This is a genomic window from Streptomyces xiamenensis (assembly GCF_000993785.3).
GTDB lineage: Bacteria > Actinomycetota > Actinomycetes > Streptomycetales > Streptomycetaceae > Streptomyces > Streptomyces xiamenensis.
On record NZ_CP009922.3, the window covers coordinates 2,719,448 to 2,740,473 of the forward strand.

The 21,026-nt window shown below is 72.6% G+C and carries 18 protein-coding genes; 3 read left to right on the forward strand and 15 right to left on the reverse strand.

What is annotated here, in order from left to right:
- Positions 1-164 precede the first annotated feature (164 nt).
- Entirely contained in the window at positions 165-1,103 is a 939-nt protein-coding gene (locus tag SXIM_RS12450; RefSeq protein WP_030732177.1) for a LysR substrate-binding domain-containing protein, read from the reverse strand.
- Positions 1,104-1,174: 71 nt separating this feature from the next.
- Here SXIM_RS12450 and SXIM_RS12455 point away from each other — a divergent pair, with 71 nt between their 5' ends.
- Positions 1,175-2,365, forward strand: coding sequence for a TDT family transporter (locus tag SXIM_RS12455; protein ID WP_046723991.1), 1,191 nt, complete (start codon positions 1,175-1,177; stop codon positions 2,363-2,365).
- A gap of 107 nt (positions 2,366-2,472) precedes the next feature.
- The gene (locus SXIM_RS12460; RefSeq protein ID WP_046723992.1) at positions 2,473-3,597 is read left to right on the forward strand and encodes a hypothetical protein; all 1,125 of its coding nucleotides are present in this window, start codon (positions 2,473-2,475) and stop codon (positions 3,595-3,597) included.
- Positions 3,598-3,679: 82 nt separating this feature from the next.
- Here SXIM_RS12460 and SXIM_RS12465 read toward each other — a convergent pair whose 3' ends face one another.
- From SXIM_RS12465 to SXIM_RS12525, 13 genes are all read right to left on the reverse strand, one after another.
- Positions 3,680-5,050 (reverse strand): alkaline phosphatase family protein, encoded by a 1,371-nt coding sequence (locus tag SXIM_RS12465; protein ID WP_046723993.1) that lies wholly within the window; start codon positions 5,048-5,050, stop codon positions 3,680-3,682.
- Entirely contained in the window at positions 5,047-6,198 is a 1,152-nt protein-coding gene (gene eboE / locus SXIM_RS12470) for a metabolite traffic protein EboE (RefSeq protein WP_046723995.1), read from the reverse strand. The genes SXIM_RS12465 and eboE overlap by 4 nt, the downstream gene beginning before the upstream one ends.
- Positions 6,195-7,106, reverse strand: coding sequence for a TatD family hydrolase (locus tag SXIM_RS12475; RefSeq protein WP_030732186.1), 912 nt, complete (start codon positions 7,104-7,106; stop codon positions 6,195-6,197). The genes eboE and SXIM_RS12475 overlap by 4 nt, the downstream gene beginning before the upstream one ends.
- Positions 7,106-7,615: an EboA domain-containing protein gene (locus SXIM_RS12480; protein ID WP_030732189.1), complete on the reverse strand. Its 510-nt coding sequence runs from the start codon at positions 7,613-7,615 to the stop codon at positions 7,106-7,108. Before SXIM_RS12480 ends, SXIM_RS12475 begins: the two co-directional genes overlap by 1 nt.
- Positions 7,612-8,463 (reverse strand): sugar phosphate isomerase/epimerase family protein, encoded by an 852-nt coding sequence (locus tag SXIM_RS12485; protein ID WP_043177534.1) that lies wholly within the window; start codon positions 8,461-8,463, stop codon positions 7,612-7,614. The genes SXIM_RS12480 and SXIM_RS12485 overlap by 4 nt, the downstream gene beginning before the upstream one ends.
- Positions 8,460-9,335: an SCO3242 family prenyltransferase gene (locus tag SXIM_RS12490; protein WP_030732194.1), complete on the reverse strand. Its 876-nt coding sequence runs from the start codon at positions 9,333-9,335 to the stop codon at positions 8,460-8,462. Before SXIM_RS12490 ends, SXIM_RS12485 begins: the two co-directional genes overlap by 4 nt.
- Complete coding sequence (locus SXIM_RS12495; protein WP_030732196.1) at positions 9,332-10,501, reverse strand: inositol-3-phosphate synthase; 1,170 nt, start codon at positions 10,499-10,501, stop codon at positions 9,332-9,334. The genes SXIM_RS12490 and SXIM_RS12495 overlap by 4 nt, the downstream gene beginning before the upstream one ends.
- Before the next feature lie 128 nt (positions 10,502-10,629).
- The gene (locus SXIM_RS12500; protein WP_046723999.1) at positions 10,630-12,771 is read right to left on the reverse strand and encodes a PQQ-dependent sugar dehydrogenase; all 2,142 of its coding nucleotides are present in this window, start codon (positions 12,769-12,771) and stop codon (positions 10,630-10,632) included.
- Positions 12,772-12,944: 173 nt separating this feature from the next.
- Positions 12,945-13,916, reverse strand: coding sequence for a sugar phosphate isomerase/epimerase family protein (locus SXIM_RS12505; protein WP_030732202.1), 972 nt, complete (start codon positions 13,914-13,916; stop codon positions 12,945-12,947).
- A 60-nt stretch (positions 13,917-13,976) separates the two neighbouring features.
- Entirely contained in the window at positions 13,977-15,188 is a 1,212-nt protein-coding gene (locus SXIM_RS12510) for a Gfo/Idh/MocA family protein (protein ID WP_386537109.1), read from the reverse strand.
- 15 nt (positions 15,189-15,203) lie between these two features.
- Positions 15,204-16,235, reverse strand: coding sequence for a substrate-binding domain-containing protein (locus SXIM_RS12515; protein WP_078635535.1), 1,032 nt, complete (start codon positions 16,233-16,235; stop codon positions 15,204-15,206).
- Positions 16,236-16,324: 89 nt separating this feature from the next.
- On the reverse strand, positions 16,325-17,365 hold the full coding sequence (locus SXIM_RS12520; RefSeq protein ID WP_046724003.1) for an ABC transporter permease: 1,041 nt from the start codon (positions 17,363-17,365) through the stop codon (positions 16,325-16,327).
- Complete coding sequence (locus SXIM_RS12525; RefSeq protein ID WP_030732212.1) at positions 17,362-18,846, reverse strand: sugar ABC transporter ATP-binding protein; 1,485 nt, start codon at positions 18,844-18,846, stop codon at positions 17,362-17,364. Before SXIM_RS12525 ends, SXIM_RS12520 begins: the two co-directional genes overlap by 4 nt.
- A 241-nt stretch (positions 18,847-19,087) precedes the next feature.
- On the opposite strand from SXIM_RS12525, the gene SXIM_RS12530 reads away from it, so the two are divergent.
- Positions 19,088-20,305 carry an ROK family transcriptional regulator gene (locus SXIM_RS12530; protein WP_030732215.1) on the forward strand — a complete coding sequence of 406 codons (1,218 nt, stop codon included), beginning with the start codon at positions 19,088-19,090 and terminating at the stop codon, positions 20,303-20,305.
- Positions 20,306-20,445: 140 nt separating this feature from the next.
- Here the strand turns inward: SXIM_RS12530 and SXIM_RS12535 are convergent, their stop codons facing one another.
- Positions 20,446-20,649, reverse strand: a complete 204-nt coding sequence (locus SXIM_RS12535) for a cold-shock protein (protein WP_019434089.1) — start codon at positions 20,647-20,649, stop codon at positions 20,446-20,448.
- Between the last annotated feature and the right edge of the window lie 377 nt (positions 20,650-21,026).

Genomic DNA, 21,026 nt, shown 5'->3' on the forward strand with positions numbered 1-21,026 from the left:
GTGGGTTGGGTGCGGGTGTCCCGGACCGGACCGGACCGTCCGGACAGGACCGGCCGGGCCGGCGCTCCGGCGGAGGTCAGGGTATCCCCGTCCACCGGGTCCCGCCCCCGGCTCAACTCCTTTGCTCAGCCGTCTGGTTGGGGAATCGAGGAGGCCGGGGCGGGCTACCCCTCCGTGCCCGCCCGCTGCCGGGGGACCGGGCGGGCGCAGGCGAGCAGCGTCCGGGCGGCGTCGCCGGGGGGCCGGTCGGGGCGGTGGACGGCCCGCAGCCGGCGGGTGAGGTCCAGACCGCGTACCGGCAGCGGCACCACGGCCCCGGCCGCCGCGTCCCGGGCGGTGGCCAGCGAGCTGAGCACGGCCGGGCCGACGCCCTCGCCGACCGCCGTCTTGATGGCGGTGGTGCTGGAGAGTTCGAGCAGCGGCGGGACCGGCCCGGCGCCGGTGTGGCGGTGCAGCGCCCGGTCCAGATGCTGCCGCGTTCCGGAGCCGGACTCCCGGGCGATCAGCGGAGTGGCGGCGAGCTCCTGGGCCGGGACGCCGTCCGCGCCGTACCGGGCCCAGGGGTGACCGGGCGGGACGATCACGGTCAGGGTGTCGCGGGCCACGGTGAGGCTGACCAGCCCGGCCGGGTCCTCGGGCCCCTCGACGAAGCCGAGGCGGGCGGTGCCGGAGCGGACCGCCCGCGCCACGTCGTCGGAGTTCCCGGTGGTGAGGGAGACGGCGGTGTCCCGGGCCACGGCGCGGAAGCGCGCGAGCCAGTGCGGCAGCAGATACTCGGCGACGGTGAGGCTGGCGGCGACCGGCAGCCGGGCCCGTTCGGCGCGGGCCAGTGAGCCGATGCCCGCCTCCAGGACCGCCGCCGCGTCGGTGGCGGTCCTGGCCCAGTCCGCGACGAGGGCGCCCTCGTCGGTGAGCCGGGAGCCGCGCGGCGAGCGTTCCAGCAGGCCGAGCCCCAGGCGCCGCTCCAGCTGCCGGATGCGGGAGCTGGCGGCGGGCTGGCTGATGCCGTGCTCGCGGGCGGCCGCCCCCAGACTGCCCAGCCGGGCGACGGAGAGCAGCAGCTCGAAGGGGGCGAGGTCGCTGACGCGACGGGGCAGGGGCATAAGAGCAGTTTATGGGCTCATACCGGAATGATCCCTACCGTCGTCCGCCCCCGGACGACAGGCTGGAGACCATGGCCGTCGACTCCCCCACCCGTCCGCTCACCCCGACCGCGCCCGAGGACCGGCCCCCGCGCCGCCTGCTCCCCGAACTCGACCGGCCCGCCGACGCCCTCCGGAACCTGGGCCCGAACTGGTTCGCCGCCGTGATGGGCACCGGCATCGTCGGCAACGCGGCGATCGCCCTGCCCGTGGGCGGCCAGGCGCTGCGCCCGGCGGCCACCGTGGTGTGGGCGCTGGCCTGCCTGCTGCTCCTGGCGCTGCTCGGCGCCTGGACCGCGCACGCGGTCCGGCACCCGGAACGGGCCAGGGCCCTGGCCGGGCACCCGGTCATGGGCCACTTCTGGGGCGCCCCGGCGATGGCGCTGCTGACGGTGGGGGCGGGCACGGTGGCGCTGGGCGCCGATGTCCTGGGAACCGCGGTCGCGGTACGGGCCGGCGCCGTGCTGTGGGCGGCCGGCACCGCGCTGGGACTGCTGACCTGCGTGGCCGTCCCCTACCGCACGATGACCGGGAGCCCGGCCCCCGCGGACGCGGCCTTCGGCGGCTGGCTGATGCCGGTCGTCCCGCCCATGGTGTCCGCCGCCACCGGCGCCGCCCTCGTCCCGCACCTGCCGGCCGGCCAGCCCCGGCTGACGCTGCTGCTGGTGTGCGGCGCGCTGTTCGGCGTCAGCCTGTTCTCCTCGCTGATCCTGCTGCCGCAGCTGTGGTCGCGGCTGGTGCACCACGGCACCGGACCGGCCGCCCTGGTGCCCACGCTGTGGATGGTGCTGGGGCCGCTGGGCCAGTCGGTGACGGCCGTCCATCTGCTCGCCGACGCCGCACCCGGGGTGCTGCCGCAGCCGTACGCCGCCGCCGCGCGGGCCGCGGTGCCGCTGTACGGGGTGCCGGTGTGGGGGTTCGCGCTGATGTGGCTGGCGCTGGCCGCCGCGCTCACCGTGCGCCAGGCCCGGCTGGGGCTGCCGTTCTCCCTGGCCTGGTGGGGCTTCACCTTCCCCGTGGGCACCTGCGTGACGGCCTCCGCCGGGCTGGCGCAGCGACTCGGCTCGGACCTGTTCACGGGTACGGCGCTCGCGCTGTACGCCTTCCTGGTCCTGGCCTGGCTGACGGTCAGCGCCCGCACCGCCCGGGCCGCCCTGCGCGGCGGCATCTTCCTCCCCCCGCCGGGCCCGGCCCCGGCACCGGAGGGGACACCCCGACTCTGAGCACAGCCTGCGGGCGGAAGGCGCGAGGCGCTCTGGCGGGACGGGGTGAGCCGTGGCATGTTCACGGGGTTACCCGCGTTCACCTGCGTGAAAGGGCTCCATCACCCATGCACAGACGCCAGTTGCTGCGTACCGCGGCCACCTCGCTGACTCTGGCCGCCACCCTGCTGGCCACCACCGGCGCCGCAGCCAACGAATCGACGGCCCAGACCCGTTGGGAGATCTCCTTCTCCGGGAACTCCCCGATCGCGTCCGTGTACTCGGTCACCTCCGCCGGCGAGAACACCGCATGGGCGGCCGGCAGCAAGGACACGCGCGGCGTCGTCCTGCGCTGGGACGGGGCGGGCTGGAGCGAGGACACCACCCCCGGGCTGCCCCGGGTGTGGCAGTGGTCGTCGGTCAGCGCGGTCGCCGAGGACGACGTGTGGGCCTTCGGCACGCTCGTGCGGGACCCGGTGCTGGCGCACTACGACGGCACCCGCTGGAACACCGCCCCCGCGCCCCCGTTCGTCGGGGACTCCTGGCCGAACGCACCGATCAAGGCCGTGCCCGGGCGGCTCTTCGCGGGCGGGGAGGCGCTGCACACCTACACGGACGGCGTGTGGTCGGCCACCGCCCTTCCCGAGCAGGTCGTCATCAGGGACATCGACGCCCTGGGCCCGGACGACGCCTACGCGACCGGCATGCGGTACCCGGTGACCACCGGCCATCCGGTCGTCCATCACTGGGACGGGACCGGCTGGACCCAGCTGCCCACACCTCCCGTCCCCGCCGGTACGGAACTCGACCACGTCACGGTCGCCGGGCCCGACGACGTGTACGTCGCGGGATACGCCGAAGGCGAGGACGCGGGCCCGGCCGTTCCGGCCGTCGTGCACTGGGACGGGTCGTCATGGCGGGACATCACCGGCTCCCTGTCGAGCCTCTACCTGAACGCGATCACCGCCGATGGCCACGGGGGCCTGTGGGTCACCGGCATGGACCAGACCGAGCCCGCCTTCGCGGAACCGGTGTTCTGGCACTACGACGGGACCGCCTGGACCAAGGAAGCCGGTGCCCTGGCCACCGGCACAGACGTCCGCTGGCCGAGCTACACGTTCCACGACCTGGCACCGGCCGGCGACACCGGCACCTTCTGGGCCGTCGGGGACTTCTCCGCCTACCTGCCCGACGGTGATGAGGTCGGCGGCGGACTCATCCAGCGGTCGCGGACGGCCTCCGAGGCTCCGTGACCCGGCGGCCGGCGGCATGAGGACCGAGGGCCCCACCGTGAACGGTGGGGCCCTCGGAGGAATCCGCTGCGGGGCCGACCCCTCAGGCCACGCCCGCCAGGGTGAGCACCAGGTCCTTCACCTCCGTCGCCGCCAGCTCCGTCCGGGCGGCGGCGGGGTCCGAGCACAGCAGGACCGGGCCGTCCTCGGGGGTGGTGGGGAGGCGGCCGTGGGTGCCGGTGACCCAGGTGCCGGTCATCGGGACGACGTTCATCGCGTACCGCAGGCCCAGCTTCTTGCGGGCCAGGCCGGCCGCCGCCTGGAGGCGGGCGCGCGGGTTGTCCGGGTCGAAGAAGAGCTCCGCCGGGTCGTAGCCGGGTTTGCGGTGGATCTCCACGCCCCGGGCGAAGTCGGGGGCGCGGGCGTCGTCCAGCCAGTAGTAGTACGTGAACCACGCCTCCAGCTCGGCCACCAGGACCAGTTCGCCCGAGCGTTCGTGGTCCAGGCCGTACTTCCCCTGCTCGTCCTTGGTCAGCACCTCGGCCACGCCGGGCAGTTCGGCGCACAGCCGCGCCACCTGCTCCAGGTCGGCCGCGTCCGGCACGTAGACGTGGGCCACCTGGTGGTCGGCGACGGCGAAGGCGCGGGAGGTCCAGGGGTCCAGGTACTCCATGCCCTCCTGGGTGTAGACCTCCAGCAGACCGGCCCGGCGCAGCGCGCGGTTGATGTCCACGGGCTGGGACGCCTTGGTGATGCCGTACTCGCTCACCACCACGACGGTGGTCCGGCTCTCGCGCGCGTCCCGCAGCAGGGGGGCCAGGATCCGGTCCACGTCCTGGACGGCGCGGATCGCCTGCGGGCTGTCGGGGCCGTAGCGCTGCAGGTCGTAGTCCAGGTGCGGGACGTAGGACAGGGTCAGGTCGGCGCGCGGCATCAGGCGGCGGGTGGAGGCGACGATCCATGCGCTGGAGCGGATCGAGGCGGTCGGTCCCCAGTAGTGGAAGAGGGGGAACGGGCCCAGTTCCTCGGTCAGTTCGTCGTGCAGCTCGGGCGGCCTGGTGTAGCAGTCGGGCGATTTGCGGCCGTCGGCGTGGTAGACGGGGCGCGGGGTCACCGTCCAGTCGGTGTCGGCGCCCATCGCGTACCACCAGCAGACGTTGGCCACCCGGTAGCCGGGGTCGGTCCTGCGGGCGGCGTCCCAGATCTTCTCGCCGCCGACCAGGCGGTTGTGCTGGCGCCACAGGTGGATCTCGCCCTGGTCGCGGAAGTACCAGCCGTTGCCGACGATGCCGTGTCCGGACGGCGGGAGGCCGGTCAGCATCGAGGACTGTACGGAACAGGTCACGGCCGGCAGCACCGGAGTGAGTTCCGCCTGCCAGCCGGCGTCCGCCACGGCGCGCAGGTTCGGGGCGTGGGCCAGCAGGCGGGGGGTGAGGCCCACCACGTTCAACAGGAGGATGCGGTTGCGGCTCATCGGTCGACGACTCCCACTTCGTGCAGCGCTTGTGCGGTCCAGTTCAGTTCGGCGGCCAGGCCGTCGGCCAGCTCCGCCTCCGTCGTCGGGCGGTGGTGTTCGGGCAGGACGGACCAGGTGTACGTCTCGACCTCCAGGTGGTCGGTCAGTGCCCTGGGGCCGCCCAGCAGTGTCGTGAGGGTCGAGCGCAGGTGGCCGGTGGTCGAGGTCAGCGGGGGTTCGGGGCGGCGGTGCAGGGGGGCGTGGAAGTGGACGCGCCACGGCGAGCCGGTGGGCAGGGAGTCGAGCGCCTCGGGGAGGTCGTCGGTCGATCCGCCCCACGCGTCGCGGACCTGGTGGAGGAAGCGTTCCTCGGTGTAGCGCGACAGTGCCGCGGCGGTGGCCGGGTCGGCGGGGTCGGCCGCTTCGAGGGCGGCCGACACCTGGGCCTTGACGATCGGCAGGCCGGCCCCGGCGAGGTTCCCGATGGCCCGGTCGGGGTTCTCGAAGGCCACCGCCAGATGGCACAGGTCCAGGCAGACGCCCAGGCGGTGGGTGTCGACGCCGGACAGTTGCCGCGCGGCCTGCTCCGTCGTCTCCACGACGCAGCCGGGTTCCGGTTCGAACGCCACCCGGATGGTGCGGCCGGTCTCCGCCTCGATCTTCGCCAGGCCGTCCGCGAGCCGGTCCAGCTGGAGCCGGGCGCGGGCCGCGCTCGCGGGGTCCCAGGGGGTGCGCCAGGCCAGCGGAACGGTGGAGACGCTGCCGCGCGCCGCGTCGTCCGGGAGGAGGGCGGCCAGCACCCGGGCGCAGTCCAGCGTGTAGGCGAGGCGGTCCTCCTGCGTCCAGTCGGGGTGGTAGACCGCCTGTTTGACCACCGGGGCGTGGAAGCCGCGGTAGGGGAAGGCGTTGAGCGTCACCGTTTCCAGGCCGTGCCGGGCCAGTTCGCCGCGCAGGGCGGACAGGTCCGCCGCGTTCCGGGCCAGGTTGCGGGCCAGCGGGGCGGGGAGCCACAGGCCCAGGGAGAGGCTGGGGACGCCCAGCCGGGCGCGCACCGCGGCCCCGTACACCTCCAGTTGGCGGTGGACGCCGGCCAGGTCCTCGGCGGGGTGGACGTTGGTGCAGTACGCGAGGTGGACGGTCGTGCCGTCGGGGTGCCGGAACCTCATGCCGTCTCCCCGTCGCCGCCCGCTGCCCCGCCCGCCGCCGGGGCCTGGTCCTTGCGTTCTCCGCGCAGGATCGAGTTGCCCTCCCAGGTGGCGGCCCCGGCGACGTCCTCGTCCTCGTCCAGCAGCAGCCGGCCGCTCTGGGCGTAGAACTCCACCGGGTTGCGCCACAGCACCTTGTCGACGTCGTCCTCGGTGAACCCGGCCGCCCGCATGGCGGCGCCGGTCTTCGCCGTCTTCAGCGGGTCGCTGCGGCCCCAGTCGGCGGCCGAGTTCACGATCATCCGCTCGGTGCCGTACTCCTTCAGCACAGCGGTCATCCGGCCCTCGTCCATCTTGGTGTCGGGGTAGATGGAGAAGCCCATCCAGCAGCCGCTGTCCGCGACCAGGCCCACCGTCACCTCGTTCAGGTGGTCGATCAGCACCATCCCGGGCGGCAGTCCGGAGGCCGCCACCAGTTCCAGGGTGCGGCGGGTGCCTTCCGCCTTGTCGCGGTGCGGGGTGTGCACGAGGACGGGCAGGCCGTGTTCGCGGGCGAGGTCCAGGTGGTGGATGAGGACCTTCTCCTCCGCCTCCGTCATCGCGTCGAAGCCCGTCTCGCCCACCGCCACCACGCCGTCCTTCACGAGGTAGCGCGGCAGCAGGTCAAGGACGCCGGCCAGCCGGGGGTCGTTGGCCTCTTTCGGGTTCAGCGCGATGGTGCAGTGGTGCCGGATGCCGAACTGGGCGGCGCGGAAGCGTTCCCAGCCCACCAGCGTGTCGAAGTAGTCGCGGAAGGAGCCCACCGTCGTACGGGGCTGGCCCAGCCAGAACGCCGGTTCGGTGACGGCGCGCACCCCCGCCTCGTACATCGCCTGGTAGTCGTCGGTCGTGCGGGACGTCATGTGGATGTGGGGGTCGAAGATGCGCATCAGTCGGCGTTCCGTTCCGTCAGTCGTATGGCGTCGTCCGGGATCGCCCGGCCCGCCGCCGCCCGTTCGGCCACGAAGGCGCGGGTCATCCGGGCCAGTTCAGCGTCGGCGCGGCGCTCCCAGCCGGCGACGGCGTCCAGCGGCACCTCCATGAACAGGCACTTCAGTACGCCGTGCCGCCAGGGGGAGTCCGGCAGGTGCCGGGTCGCGTAGCCGCCCATGGCCGCCGCCACCAGGCGCGGGTCGTTGGTGCGCAGCGCGTCCTCGACGAGCGGCAGCAGGCCCGGGCGGCCCAGGAGTTCGGGCTCGCCCAGGGCCCGCAGGATCGCGTGCTTCTCGTCGGTGTCGCCGAAGTCGTACAGCTCGCTCAGTTCGGTGTCGGTGAGCGTGCCGGCCCGTGCCGCGTCCTTCAGCAGCGCGATCCGGGTCTCCTCCGCCCGCGCGCGGCCGACCTTTCTGGCCACGGCGGGGAAGACGAGGGCGAGCGGGGCGTGGCTCCCGTGCGTCACAGCGTCGCCTCCGCCGCGCGCAGGGCCGCCAGGGCGCGGGCGGCCACGGTGGGGGCGGCGTGGGCGTGGCGCGGGAGTTCGACCGCGACCAGGCCCCGGTACCCGACCTCGCGCAGCGCCGCCAGCGTCGCCGGCAGGTCGATGTCGCCCTCGCCGAACTCCAGGTGGTCGTGGACGCCCGGGCGCATGTCGTCCGCCTGGACGTTGGCCAGCAGCGGGCCGACGGAGCGTACGCAGGTGGCGGTGTCGGCCGGTTCGTTGCACACGGTGTGGCCGATGTCGATGGTGTGGCGCAGGCCCGGCGGGTCGCCGAGGCGGCGGCGCAGTGCGGTGACGCCGGCCAGGGTGTCGAGGAACATGCCGGGTTCGGGCTCCACCGCGCAGAGCACCCCGTGCTCCTCGGCCGTGGCCAGGACCTGGGCCGTGCCCTTGGTGATCCGTTCCCAGCCCTCCTGCGGCGTGGTGTCCTCGGGCAGGATGCCGGACCAGAAGGAGACGGCCTGCGCGCCGAGGTCGGCGGCCACCCGTACGGCCAGGTCGAGGTATTCCACGCGCCGGTCGCGGCCCTGGGTGGACACGAGGGTGGGCTCGTGCTTGTGCCGGGGGTCCATGAGGTAGCGGGCGCCGGTCTCGATGACCACCGACAGGCCGAGCCGGTCCAGGCGGCGGGCCACTTCCTGGGTGCGGGCGGCCAGCCGGGGGGCGAACGGGTCCAGGTGGTGGTGGTCCAGGGTCAGTGCCACCCCGTCGTACCCCAGGTCCGCGATCACCTCCAGGGCGTCTTCGAGGCGGTGGTTGGCGAAGCCGTTGGTGCCGTAGCCGTAGCGCAGCGGTGCGGGGGTCGTCATGTGGGGGACACCTTTCGGGAGGCGATGCGGGCCAGCCCGCCCAGCGCGGTGAGCGCGCCCGCCACCACGGGGGCGCCCGCCGCCGCCAGCAGTGCGGATTGCAGGCCGGTGACGCCGCGGACGCCGGTGCCGGTCGCGGCGCGTACGGTGCCGGCGTCGCCGGGGGTGCGCAGCGCGGCGAGCTGGGCGCGGCCGACGGTCGCCGCGTAGCCGGCCAGCGATGCGGCGACCGCCCAGCGGTCCCGGGAGCGGCGGCGCGGTCCGGCCAGGGCGGTGGCGGTGGCGGTGGCCGCCGCCGCGGTTCCGGTCGCGGCCAGGGCGGCGGTGGCGGTGGCCGGGGTGGCGCCGTGCACCTCGCCGCGGCTGAGCGTGGTGACGCCCGCCGTGTGGGCGGCGATCGCCAGCGCGGGCAGGGCGGCGCGGCGCGGGTCGCCGCCCGCTCCCAGCAGCACGTCCAGGCCGCGGGCCAGCGCCATGACGGCGGGTCCGGCGGCGGTGCGCTGTGCCCACAGGTCGTAGGTCCAAATGGTGGCGGTCAGCGGGATCGCGACCCGCAGGGCCCGCTTGCCGCCGGCGACCGCCGACAGGGTGAGGCCGGCGCCGGTGAGGGCGGCGGCCAGGCCGAGGGCCTCGAAGGCGTCCACCCGCCCGGAGGGGATGGGCCGTTCGGGGCGTTCGACGGCGTCCAGGTCGGCGTCGGCGAAGTCGTTGAGGGCCATGCCCGCCAGGTAGAGGCAGACGGACGCGGCGGGTGCGGCCCAGGTGCGGCCGCCGTACGGCCAGCGGGCGGCCGCCGCGCCGGCCAGGCTGTCGCCGGGGACGGTCAGGGCGGCGGGCAGCCGGACGAGTTCGGCGGCGTCGCGCGGCTTCACGCGCGGGCCCCCAGTGCCGTGCACCAGTCGGTCAGCGCCTGCCACTGCCGGCCGAGGTCGTGTTCCGCGGTGCCGGCCGGGTCCTTGAAGAAGAAGCCGAGTGCGGGCAGCGGGCCGGCCTCGCCCGCCTCGCGGGCCCGGGCGGCGAGCCGCACCAGGTCCAGGACGAGGGGTGCGGCCAGTGCCGAGTCGCAGCCGTTCCAGGTGAACTGGAGGGACATGCGGGTGCCGAGGAAGCCCTCGAAGGAGACGTGGTCCCAGGCGGTCTTCCAGTCGCCGAGGTCGGCGACGTAGTCGATGTGCATCGGGCCGTCGACCGGGTGGCCCAGGATCGCCTCCAGGCCCTGGCCCTTGGTGCGCAGCTTGCTCTGTGCCGCCTCGGGGTCGGCGAGGGTGCGGCCGTCGCCACCGCCGAGCAGGTTGACGGAGGCCCAGGACCGTACGGCCAGTGCCCGGTGGGCGAACATCGGGGCCAGCGCGGACTTCAGCAGCGTCTCGCCGGTCTTGCCGTCGGAGCCGGCCCACGGCAGGCCCTCGCGCAGGGCGAGTTCGCCGAGCGCGGGCAGCTTGGGGCCGGGGCTGGGGGTGAACGCGACCACGGGGCAGCCGGCCCGGAAGGCGGCGTACGCGTACAGGGAGCTGGTGGGCAGCGGGGACTCGCCCCGGTCCAGGGCGGCCTCCAGCAGGTCCAGGCTGTGCAGTTCGGGGGTGTCGGGGGCGGGCGGTTCGGTGCTGGAGACGTCCACGACGACGACCTCGTCCAGGCCGTGCCGGTCGCGGAACGCCCGCAGGTCCTCCTGGATCCGGTCGGCCGCCGCCCGCTGGGTCTCGCCGCCGGGGCCCGCGCCGGGGCGTATCCGGTCGTCGGCCTCGGCGAGTTCGGCGCACAGCGCGCGCGCCAGGGCGGTGGGGAAGACGCCGCCGGCCGCGAGTTCCTCGGCGCGCTTGGGCAGGGAGCCCTCGCCCACCTCGTGGCCGCCGGTGATGATGCCGGTGAGGGCGGGCAGCCCGGCCGCCGCCACCTCGGGCAGTTCGCTCACGCAGCCGTCCGGCGTTCCGAGCCCGGCGCGCAGCGCGAGGGTGCCGACCGTGGCGGTGGTCGCCACCGATCCCCTGGCGCCGATGAACCACGCCCCGATGCGTGGGGTGAGCGGTGACGGTGACATGTGCAGACCTCCTGGTCAGTGGTTCCGCCCGGGTGGCCCCGGCCCGTCGTCCCATGGGCCGGGGCCACCCGGTCAATCTCCGGTCAATACCGGTCAGTCCTGTTCAGTGACGATCATTCCCAGATCGGTCACGGACGTACCGGATTGAGCGTGACCTCGGCCGTACCGGTGAGCGGAGGCAGCCCGTCCACGCCGGGGTCGGTGTAACTCGCCACGAAGACACCCTTGAGGTTGTCGTGATCGGGGTCGTGCGAGTCGTCGGTGCCGGTGGTGATGGTCCCCTTGCAGCCGCGCGCCGTGGTCATCGGGTGACCGTGGTCGTCATGGCCCAGGATGTAACTGACCGTGACCCGGGCGCAGTCCACCGGCTGGTCGTCGGTGACCGTCACCTCGAACTCGATGGCGTCCCCGAACCAGAAGGAGCCGCCCGTGACCGGCTTGACGAAGCTGACCTCCGGCGCCTCGTTCCCGATCACGATCTTGACCTCGGCGTTCGCCGACCGTCCCCGGTCACGCCCGCCGATGTCCGTCACCCGCAGCGAGGCGGTGTACGTGCCGTTCTTCTTGTAGGTGAAGGACGGGTTCTTCTTGCGCGAGTCGATCTTGCCGTCGTTGTTGAAGTCCCAGGCGTACAGGAGCTTGTCGCCCTCCGCGTCGGACGTCCCCTCGCTGGAGAAGTTGACCGTCAGCGGCGCGTGCCCGTTCGTCACGTCGGCCGAGGCGACCGGCACCGGGGTGTGGTTGCCGTTCTTGCCGATGTAGTCGATCCGCGCCAGCTGGGCCTCGGGGTTCTCGCTGAAGAAGCCCTTGCCGTACTCAAGGACGTACAGCGCGCCGTCCGGGCCGAACTCCATGTCCATCAGCGCGGAGAACGGCATGCCGGCCACCACGTCCTCGACGTGGCTGATGTCGGCGTTCCGGTCCAGGGTCAGGCCCCAGATCTTGTCGCGGGTGAACTCGAAGAACAGCGGCTTGCCCGCGTACTCCTTCGGCCAGGCCCGCGACCCCGGCAGGTTGGCGGTGATCCGGTTGTACTCGTACACCGGGCCGGCCATCGGGCCGATGCCGCCCGCGCCCAGCTCCGGGAACGCGTCCTCCTGGTCATACCCGTACAGCAGCTGCGCCGGCTCCACCGGGGGCAGCTCGCGCAGCCCGGTGTTGCGCGGCGAGTCGTTCACCGGCGCGGCGCAGTCGAAGGGCTCCCCGGAGACACCGGTCGCGAAGTCGTACTCCACGTACGGCATGTCGGGCGAGACACAGTACGGCCAGCCGTGGTTGCCGGCCTGCCGCGCGGCGACCCACTTGCCGGTGCCGGCCGGGCCGCGCTGCGGGTTGTCCACCCGGGCGTCCGGCGAGTAGTCGGCGACGAACAGGGTGTCGTCGCGCGGGTCGATCTCGATCCGGAACGGGTTGCGCAGCCCCATCAGATAGATCTCGGGCCGGGCGTTCTCCGTCCCGGGCTTGAACAGGTTGCCGCGCGGGATGGAGTACGAGCCGTCCCGGTTGACCTTGATGCGCAGCACCTTGCCGCGCAGGTCGTTGGTGTTGGCGGAGGTGCGCTGCGCGTCGTAGGCCGGGTTGCGGTCCGCGCGCTCGTCGATCGGCGTGTAGCCGGCCGAGTCGAACGGGTTGGTGTCGTCGCCGGTGGACAGGTACAGGTTGCCCGCCCGGTCGAAGACGATGTCGCCGCCGACGTGGCAGCAGATGCCCCGGTCGGCCTCGACCTCGATGATCTGCTGCTCGGTGCTCAGGTCCAGGGTGTTGCCGCGCAGCTGGAAGCGGGAGAGGCGGCTGACGCCCTCGAACGGCGCGAAGTCCTCGGGGGTGCCGGTGATGGGCGCGTCGCCCTCGTTGACGTCCGGGGTCGCCGGGTCATCGGCGGGGGTGTCCAGCGGAGGCGCGTAGTAGAGGTACACCCAGCGGTTGGTGATCCCGTTGAAGCCGGGGTCGATGGCGACGCTCTGCAGGCCCTCCTCGTCGTGGGTGTACACGTCGAGCTGGGCGGCCAGGGTGTTGAGCCCGTTCCACGGGTTGTTGAGCCACACCTCCCCGCCACGGGTGGTGTGCAGCACGCGGCCGTCCGGGAGGACCGCCAGGTCGATCGGCTCGCCCGGGCTGTCGTTGAGGGTGACCTTCTGGAACTCGGAGGTCGGGGCCGGGGGGTTGGGCTCCGGGTGCGCGCCGTCATGGGCGGTCGCCGCGGCGGGTACGCTCAGCAGAGCGGCCGCCATCACCGCCACCCAGGCGGTCAGGGTCTTTTTTCTTCGCATTGCATCCCCAATTGGTGCAGTGACTTGCGGAGTGGGCCGGCGGTTCCAAGCCCGTGCTGTCCGTGCCGTCGGACAGCACGGCTTCCCGGCGGCGGTCATCCGGCCGCCGCCAGGAGCACGTGGGGTGGTACGGGTCAGGCTCCGGGCGTGCCGCCCGGGGCCGTCGCGCGCGGCTACTTGCGGCGCAGGTAGCCGTAGCCGACGCGCGCGGTCTCGATCGGCGTCACATCGGGGCGGTCGTTCTCCACGATGTACTCCTTGACCTGGTGCGCCTTGAAGATCCTCGGGAAGTCGATGATCCCGGTGCCCAGGTCGGAGGTGTCGCCGTCGGTGGCACTGCGGTCCTTGACGTGGTACTGGAGCACGCTCTGCGGGGCGGCCCGGATTACGTCCAGCGAGAAGCCCTCCACGTCGCGCTCGCCCAGCTCGACGGCGGCGGTCACCGTCCAGTAGAGGTCGATCTCCAGGTGGACGTAGCGCGGGTCGAGTTCGGCGGTCAGGATGTCCCAGGGGGTACGGCCGCGGCCCAGGTCGGTGGTGAACTCGTGGGCGTGGTTGTGGTACCCGTAGCGGATCCCGGAGCGGCAGGCGGCGCGCGCCTCGACGTTCATCCGCTCCGCCCAACGCTGCCAGTCAGCGGCGTTGGAGGAGGCCAGGTAGGGCACGTTCATGTACTTCTGGCCCAGGATCCGGGCGTTGTCGATCTTCGTGCGCAGCGCCTCGTCGGTCTCGCTGATGCCCTCGTGGCTGGAGGTGGTGCGGATGCCGAGACGGTCGTGGAAGCGGCGCAGTTCACGGGCGGTCCGGCCGTGGTAGCCCGCCTGCTCGACCTTGTTGTAGCCGATGCGGGACAGCTCGCGCAGCGTCGCGTCGTACCCGGGCTCACCGCCCAGCGAGTCGCGCAGCGTGTAGAGCTGGATGCTGATCTGGCCCGGGGGGACCAGCGGCTTGCGGCCGTTGCCGTGGCCGGGACCGCCCTGCACGGTCGCGGCCGGGCTCGCCGCGAGCGCGGTGGCGGCACCGCCGGCGGCCAGCGCGCCGGCGCCGAGCGCGACGGCCGCGCCGCGCAGCATCGAGCGGCGGCCCATGCCGCGCGCGGCCAGTGACTGGGTGAGCGTTCTGTCTCCGTCGAATCCGTAGCACATGACGGCTCCTGGGGGTTGGGGGGTGGCCTACGGGGTGGGAGTGGGGGGACGGGGCGAGCGTCAGGGGGTGGGGACGGCGGTCCAGACGCCGTTGCCCGCGGCGCTCTCCTCCACCGCCGCCAGCAGGCGCTGCACCCGCAGGCCGTCCGCGAAGGACGGTTCGGGGTCGGTGCCTTCGGCGATGGCGGTCAGCAGGTCGACGGACTGGTGGGCGAAGGCGTGCTCGTAGCCCAGGCCGTGGCCGGGCGGCCACCAGGCGTCGAGGTAGGGGTGTTCGGCCTCGGTGACGAGGATCCGGGTGAAGCCCTGGGTGAGGGTGTCGGCGGTGGCGTCGTGGAAGTGCAGGACGTTGAGGTCCTCCAGGTCGAACGCCAGGCTCCCGCGGGTGCCGTTGAGTTCGAGCCGCAGCGCGTTCTTGCGGCCCGTGGCGTACCGGGTCGCCTCGAACGAGGCGAGCGCCCCGCCACCCAGCCGCGCGGTGAAGACGGCCGCGTCGTCCACGGTGACCTGCCCCGTGCCGCCGCTGCCGTCCGCGAGCGGGCGTTCGCGCACGAACGTCTCGGTGAGCCCGGAGACCCCGGTGATCCACTCACCCGTGACGTACTGGGTGATGTCCACGGCGTGCGCCCCGATGTCGCCCAGCGCGCCGGACCCGGCCCGCTCGCGCGACATCCGCCAGGTGTACGGGGCGGCGGGGTCGCCCAGCCAGTCCTGGAGGTACCGGGCCCGTACGTGGCGCAGTTCGCCGATCCGGCCCTCCGCGACGAGGCGGCGGGCCAGGGTGAGGGCGGGGACCCGCCGGTAGGTGAAGCCCAGCATCGAACGGATCCCGCGGGCGCGGGCCGTCTCCGCCGCCGCCGCCATCGCCTCGGCCTCGGCGACCGAGTTGGCGAGCGGTTTCTCGCACAGCACGTGCTTGCCCGCTTCCAGCGCGGCGATCGCGATCTCCGCGTGGGTGTCGCCCGGGGTGCAGATGTCGACGATGCCGACATCGTCGCGGGCGATGAGCGCGCGCCAGTCCGTCTCGACGACGGGCCAGTCGAACCGGTCGGCGAGGTGGCCGGCGGCGTCCCGGTTGCGGCCTCCGAGGGCGGCGAAACGCGGACGCAGCGGGGGGTCGAAGAAGCTGCGGGCGTTGCGCCAGCCCTGGGAGTGGGCCGCTCCCATGAAGCCGTAACCGATCATGCCGATGCCGATGCCGCTCCGTTCCGCGCCCCGGGGGTCATCGCCCCGGGCCGGTGGTGGCGTTGGCGTGCTGCTGAGAGAGCTCATGAAGGCTGGCCTTCCTTAGGACTCGAAACCCATCGGGGTGTACTGGTCGAGGTTGTCGGCCGTCACGACGGGGGCGTCGAGCACGATGCGGCGCGGGACTTCGATCTGGACGAGGTCGGACAGGCCGCGGTTCTGGGCGATGAGACGGGCGAGCTTGATGCCGTCGCCGGCCTGGGTGGCCGGGTAGATGACGGTGGCCTCCATCTCGCCGGCCTCGATCCAGCGCATGGCGTTGGCGGAGCCGGCGCCGCCGATGAAGAAGAACTCGTCGCGCTCGGCGTTGTCGAAGGCGGCCTTGACGCCGACGCCCTGGTCGTCGTCGTGGTTCCAGATGATGTCGATCTCGGGCGCCGCCTGGAGCAGGTTGGAGGCGACGCGCTCCCCCGAATCGACGGTGAACTCGGCGGCGACGCGGTTGTCCACGTCCTGGCCGCAGTGGGCGAGGGCGTCGGCGAAGCCCTGGGAGCGTTCCTGGGTGAGCGGGAGCGAGTCGATGCCGGCGATCTCGGCGATGACGGCGTCGTTGCCCAGGTTGTGTTCGGCGATGAGTCCGCAGGCGTACTCGCCGGCGGAGACGCCCATGCCGTAGTTGTCACCGAGGAGGGTGAGACGCGCGGCGGCCTCGTCGGAGAACTCGCGGTCCACGTTGACGACCGGGATACCGGCCTCCATCGCCTGGGTGGCCACCTCGGTCAGGGCGGCGCCGTCGGTGGGCAGCAGGACGATGGCGTCCACCTTGTCGTTGATGAACGTCTCGATGTGGCTGATCTGGGCGCTGGGGTCGTTGGTGCCCTCGGCGACCCGCAGTTCGACGTCCTCGTACTGGGCGGCGGCCTCTTCGGCGAAGGTGTTGATGGCGGCCAGCCAGCCGTGGTCGGCCTGCGGCCCCGAGAAGCCGATGACGACGTTCTCGCCGGGGTCGTCGTTGGAGCTGACGGTGGTGGAACCGCCGTCGCCGTCGCCGGTGTCGGTGGAGTTGCTGGTGCAGGAGGCCAGCAGGCCGGCGGTGGCGAGGGCGGCACAGGCCAGAGCGGCTTTTCTGGGCATGGACATGACTGTCTCCGAGCGAGAGAGAGGTGAGGACAGGCAAAGCGGGTGGTACGGGTGGTGCGCGTGGCGCGGGGGAAACCGCGTCGCTAGGGCGTACTGCCCCGGGAGGCCACCCGCTGCTGGAGCAGCACGGCGACGACGATGATCGCGCCCTTGGCGACCATCTGGGTCGAGGTGTCAAGGTTGTTGAGCACGAACACATTGGTCAGCGTCACGAAGATCAGCACCCCGAAGACGGTGCCGACGACTGTTCCCCGTCCGCCGCTGAGCAGCGTGCCACCGATCACCACGGCGGCGATGGCGTCGAGTTCGTACAGCCCGCCGTGGGTCGAGGTGCCGGCCGTCGTGCGGGCCAGGATCATCACCGCGGCCAGACCGCAGGCCAGACCGAGCAGGACATAGAGGATCGTGGTGTGGCGCCGGACATCGATCCCGGCCAGCCGGGCGGCCTCCGGGTTGCCGCCGACCGCGAGAGTGCGGCGGCCGAAGGTGGTGCGGTTGAGCAGCACCCAGCCGCCCACCGCCACCAGCGCGAAGATGATGACGAGCACCGGGACGCCCAGCACCTTGCCACCGAAGAAGTCGATCAGGCCGCGCTCGGTGAGCACCTGGGTCTTCTTGTCCGAGATGAGCTCGGCGAGACCGCGGGCCGCGGCCATCATCGCGAGGGTGACGATGAACGGCGCCATCTTCCCGTACGCGATCAACAGGCCGTTGACGAGACCGGCAGTGGCGCCCACCAGCAGCGCGGTGGTCACGATCACGATCCAGTGGAAGTCGGCCGCCATCTGCTGGGTGGCGAGCGTGGTGGCCCAGACCGAGGCCAGCCCCACCAGGGCGCCCACCGACAGGTCGATGCCGCCGCCGGTGATGACGAACGTCATGCCGACGCTGATCACACCGATGATCGACGCCGCCCGCAGGATCGTCATCATGTTGTCGAAGGAGCCGAACCGGTCGCCGACCGTCGCCAGGCCGATCACGCACAGCACCAGCAGGGCGACGACCAGGCCGAGATTGCGTCCGGCGGAGCTGCCGAGCAGGGCGCCGATCCGGGTCTTCCCGCTGGGCGGGGCCGGGGGCGCGGCGCCGTCCGGCGCCTGTTGGGCGTGGGTCTGCGCGGTCACGCCGCATCACCTTCCATTACGAGGTCGAGCACGCGGTGCTCGTCGATGTCATCGGCGGCCGCCTCGGCGACGATCCGCCCGTCCGCTATCACCAGCACCCGGTCGGAGAGTCCGATGACCTCTTCGATCTCGCTGGAGACGACCACCACGGCGATGCCCTGGGCCGACAGTTCACGGATGAGGGCGTAGATCTCGGTCCGGGCGCCGACGTCCACGCCCCGGCTGGGCTCGTCCAGCAGCAGCACGCGGCAGCCGCGCAGGAGCCAGCGGGCGAGCACCACCTTCTGCTGGTTGCCGCCGGAGAGGTTGCCCACCGGCCGGGTCACTCCGGCCGGGCGCACGTCCAGCGCCTCGGTGTGCTCGGCGGCGGCCTCCTGCTCGCTGCCGCTGTCCAGGAACCCGGCGCGCTGGAAGCGGGCGAGGGAGGCGAGGGTGATGTTGCGGTAGACGGCGTCCGACAGGATGAGCGCCTGGCTCTTGCGCTCCTCGGGACAGAAGCCGATGCCGGCCGCCATGGCGGAGCCGACCCGTCCCGGGCGCACCTTCTCGCCGCCGACCCGGACCGTTCCGGTGGCGGACTTGCGGGCGCCGTAGACGGTTTCCAGGATTTCGGAGCGGCCGGAGCCGACCAGACCGGCCAGGCCCAGGATCTCCCCGGGGCGCACGGCGAAGCCCACGTCGGAGAACTCGCCGGGACGGGAGAGGTTCTCCACCTCCAGCACCGGCTCCTCGCTCTCGCGCACGCCGGGGCGGTCCGGGAAGACGTACTCGATGGAGCGTCCGGTCATCAGCCGGATGATCTCCGAGGTCGGGGTGTCGGCGGCCGGGAGCCCGGTGGCGACGGTGCGGCCGTCCTTGAGGACGGTGATGCGGTCGCCGATGCGCCGGATCTCCTCCAGGCGGTGCGAGATGTAGATGATCGCGATGCCCTGGGCGGCCAGGTCGGCGACGACGGTGAACAGCCGGCCGACCTCCTCCTGGTCCAGGACGGCGGAGGGCTCGTCCATGATGATCAGGCGGGCGTCGTGCGACAGGGCCCTGGCCATCGAGACGATCTGCTTCCCGGCCGCCGAGAGCGCGCCGACCTCGGTGTTCGGTGACATCTCCGGGTGGCCCAGCCGCTTGAGCAGCTCGGCGGTGGCCGTGGTGATCTCCCGGCGGGCGGTGAAGCCGAAGGCGGCGCGCTCGTGCCCGAGGTAGATGTTCTCCGCCACCGACAGGCCGTCCACCAGGTCGAGTTCCTGGTAGATCGTCGCGATGCCGCGCTCCAGCGCCGCCTGCGGACGCGGGAAGCGGACCTCCTCGCCCTGCCACAGGATGCGGCCGGTGTCCGGCTGGTGCGCTCCGGCGAGCACCTTGATGAGGGTGGACTTGCCGGCGCCGTTCTGGCCGAGGAGGCAGTGCACCTCGCCGGGGAGAACGTCCAGGTCGATGCCGTCGAGGGCGCGGACGCCCGGGAAGTGCTTGACGATGCCGTGCATCGCCAGCAGCGGTTCGCCTGCGTCCGTGACCGGTGCCTGGTGCTGTGGCTGCTCCGGGGACGGGCCGGACGCCTTCGGTGGGCCTGTCATGGCCGTCAACGTAGGGAGGCTTTTGCCGGGAGTCAATAGAAAGTGCAGCAGTTTGTGCGAGAAGATCGGGTGGTACAAGACGTAAGCCCGGTGCGTTGTATCGTGAATCATGCGCTTACGGTCCGCAGTCGACAGAAGGGCAGGGCTCACCATGGCGGAGGCGGAAGACGGCCTGCCATCGGCCGGGCAGGCGGCGGGAGCCGCCACACTGCTGCGGCTGGTACGTGACGGCCGCCCGCGCACCCGGGCCGAACTCGTCGCGGAGACCGGCATGGGCCGCTCGGCCGTCGCCGAACGCGTGGACACCCTGCTCACCTCGGGGCTGCTGACCCAGACCGACAACGCCCGCTCGACCGGCGGCCGGCCGCCGTCGACCTTCGTCTTCAACCCGTCCTCGCGGGTCGTCCTGGCCGCCGACGTCGGCGCCACCCACGCCAAGACGGCGATCACCGACATGGCGGGGGCCGTGCTGGCCGAGGAAGACCTCACCCTGGAGATCGCGGCCGGGCCCGAGACCGTGCTCAAGCAGGTCAGCGAACACGGCGAGGCCCTGCTCGGCCGGGCGGGCCGGGACCGCGGCGACCTGCTCGGCATCGGCATCGGCCTGCCGGGGCCGGTCGAACACGCCTCGGGCAAGCCGACCAATCCGCCGATCATGCCCGGCTGGGACGGCTTCGACGTACCGGCGTACGTGGCCGACCTGCTCGGTACCCGGGCGCTGGTCGACAACGACGTCAACCTGATGGCGCTCGGCGAGCACCGCACCCAGTGGCCCGAGTGGCAGCACATGATCTACGTCAAGATCGCCACCGGCATCGGCAGCGGGCTGATCGCCGACGGACGGCTGCACCGGGGGTCCCAGGGCGTGGCCGGCGACATGGGCCATGTGCAGCTGCCCAACGAGGCGGACGTCCCGTGCCGGTGCGGCAACACCGGCTGCCTGGAGGCGCTGGCCAGCGGGGCGGCCCTCGCGGCGAAACTGACCGAGCTGGGGATGCCCGCGCTCAGCAGCGCCGATGTGGTGGCCCAGGCGCGCAACGGGTCGGTGACCACCCTGAAGCTGATCCGGCAGGCCGGACGGCACATCGGGGAGGTCCTGGCGACGGCGGTGAGCCTGTTCAACCCGTCCGGGATCGTGATCGGCGGGGCGCTCTCCCAGGCCGGCGAACACCTGGTGGCCGGCATCCGGGAGGTCGTCTACCAGCGGTCACTGCCGCTGGCGACCCAGGACCTGCGCATCGTCCAGTCGGCGGCCGGCGAACGGGCCGGGGTGTACGGGGCGGCCGCGATGGTGGTGGAACACGCCTTCACCCCGGCCGAACTCCCCCAGCACCTGCTGCCCCCGGCGCCCCGGGCGGCGACGGCCTGAGACCGGGCGCCCACGAGCCGTCCGGGCCGCCGGGCGCCCGCTCTCGGGCACCCACGCATGACAAAGGGCCGGGCCCCGCATCCCTGGGATGCGGGGCCCGGCCTTCACGCGTGATTCAAAGGTGCGTGAGCGCCTCAGGATCAGGCGGGGACGATGTTCTCCGCCTGCGGGCCCTTCTGGCCCTGCACGACGTCGAAGGTCACCTTCTGGCCTTCCTGGAGCTCACGGAAACCCTGGGTGGCGATGTTCGAGTAGTGGGCGAAGACGTCGGGGCCGCCACCCTCCTGCTCGATGAAGCCGAAGCCCTTTTCCGAGTTGAACCACTTCACAGTGCCACTGGCCATGTCATATCTCCTTCGGGGCAGTACCGAAACCCGCACCTTGCGGGCTGCGTGTCGCCGCGATGATTGCCCCACCGGAGGAAAACCGGAAAAACAAAAAAACTCCCACCGGTCCGAGAGTAACGACCCCGGAAAGCGACAGGAGCATTTCACGTCTGGGAACCACAACTGCAACCAGTTTCCGAGGCTAGCACGAGACCGGGGAAGGACGAAGAAAAAACGTGAACGGGCCCCGAAGATCACCCTCCACACCGTGACGAATCGGTCACGGTGTGCGTCGTCCCGCCGGACGCGGCGAGAGCAACCCCGCCCCGACGCACCGGAGATCGAACAGACGTACCCGTTCTCCGGCGGCGCAGGGCCACTGAATCATCCGAACG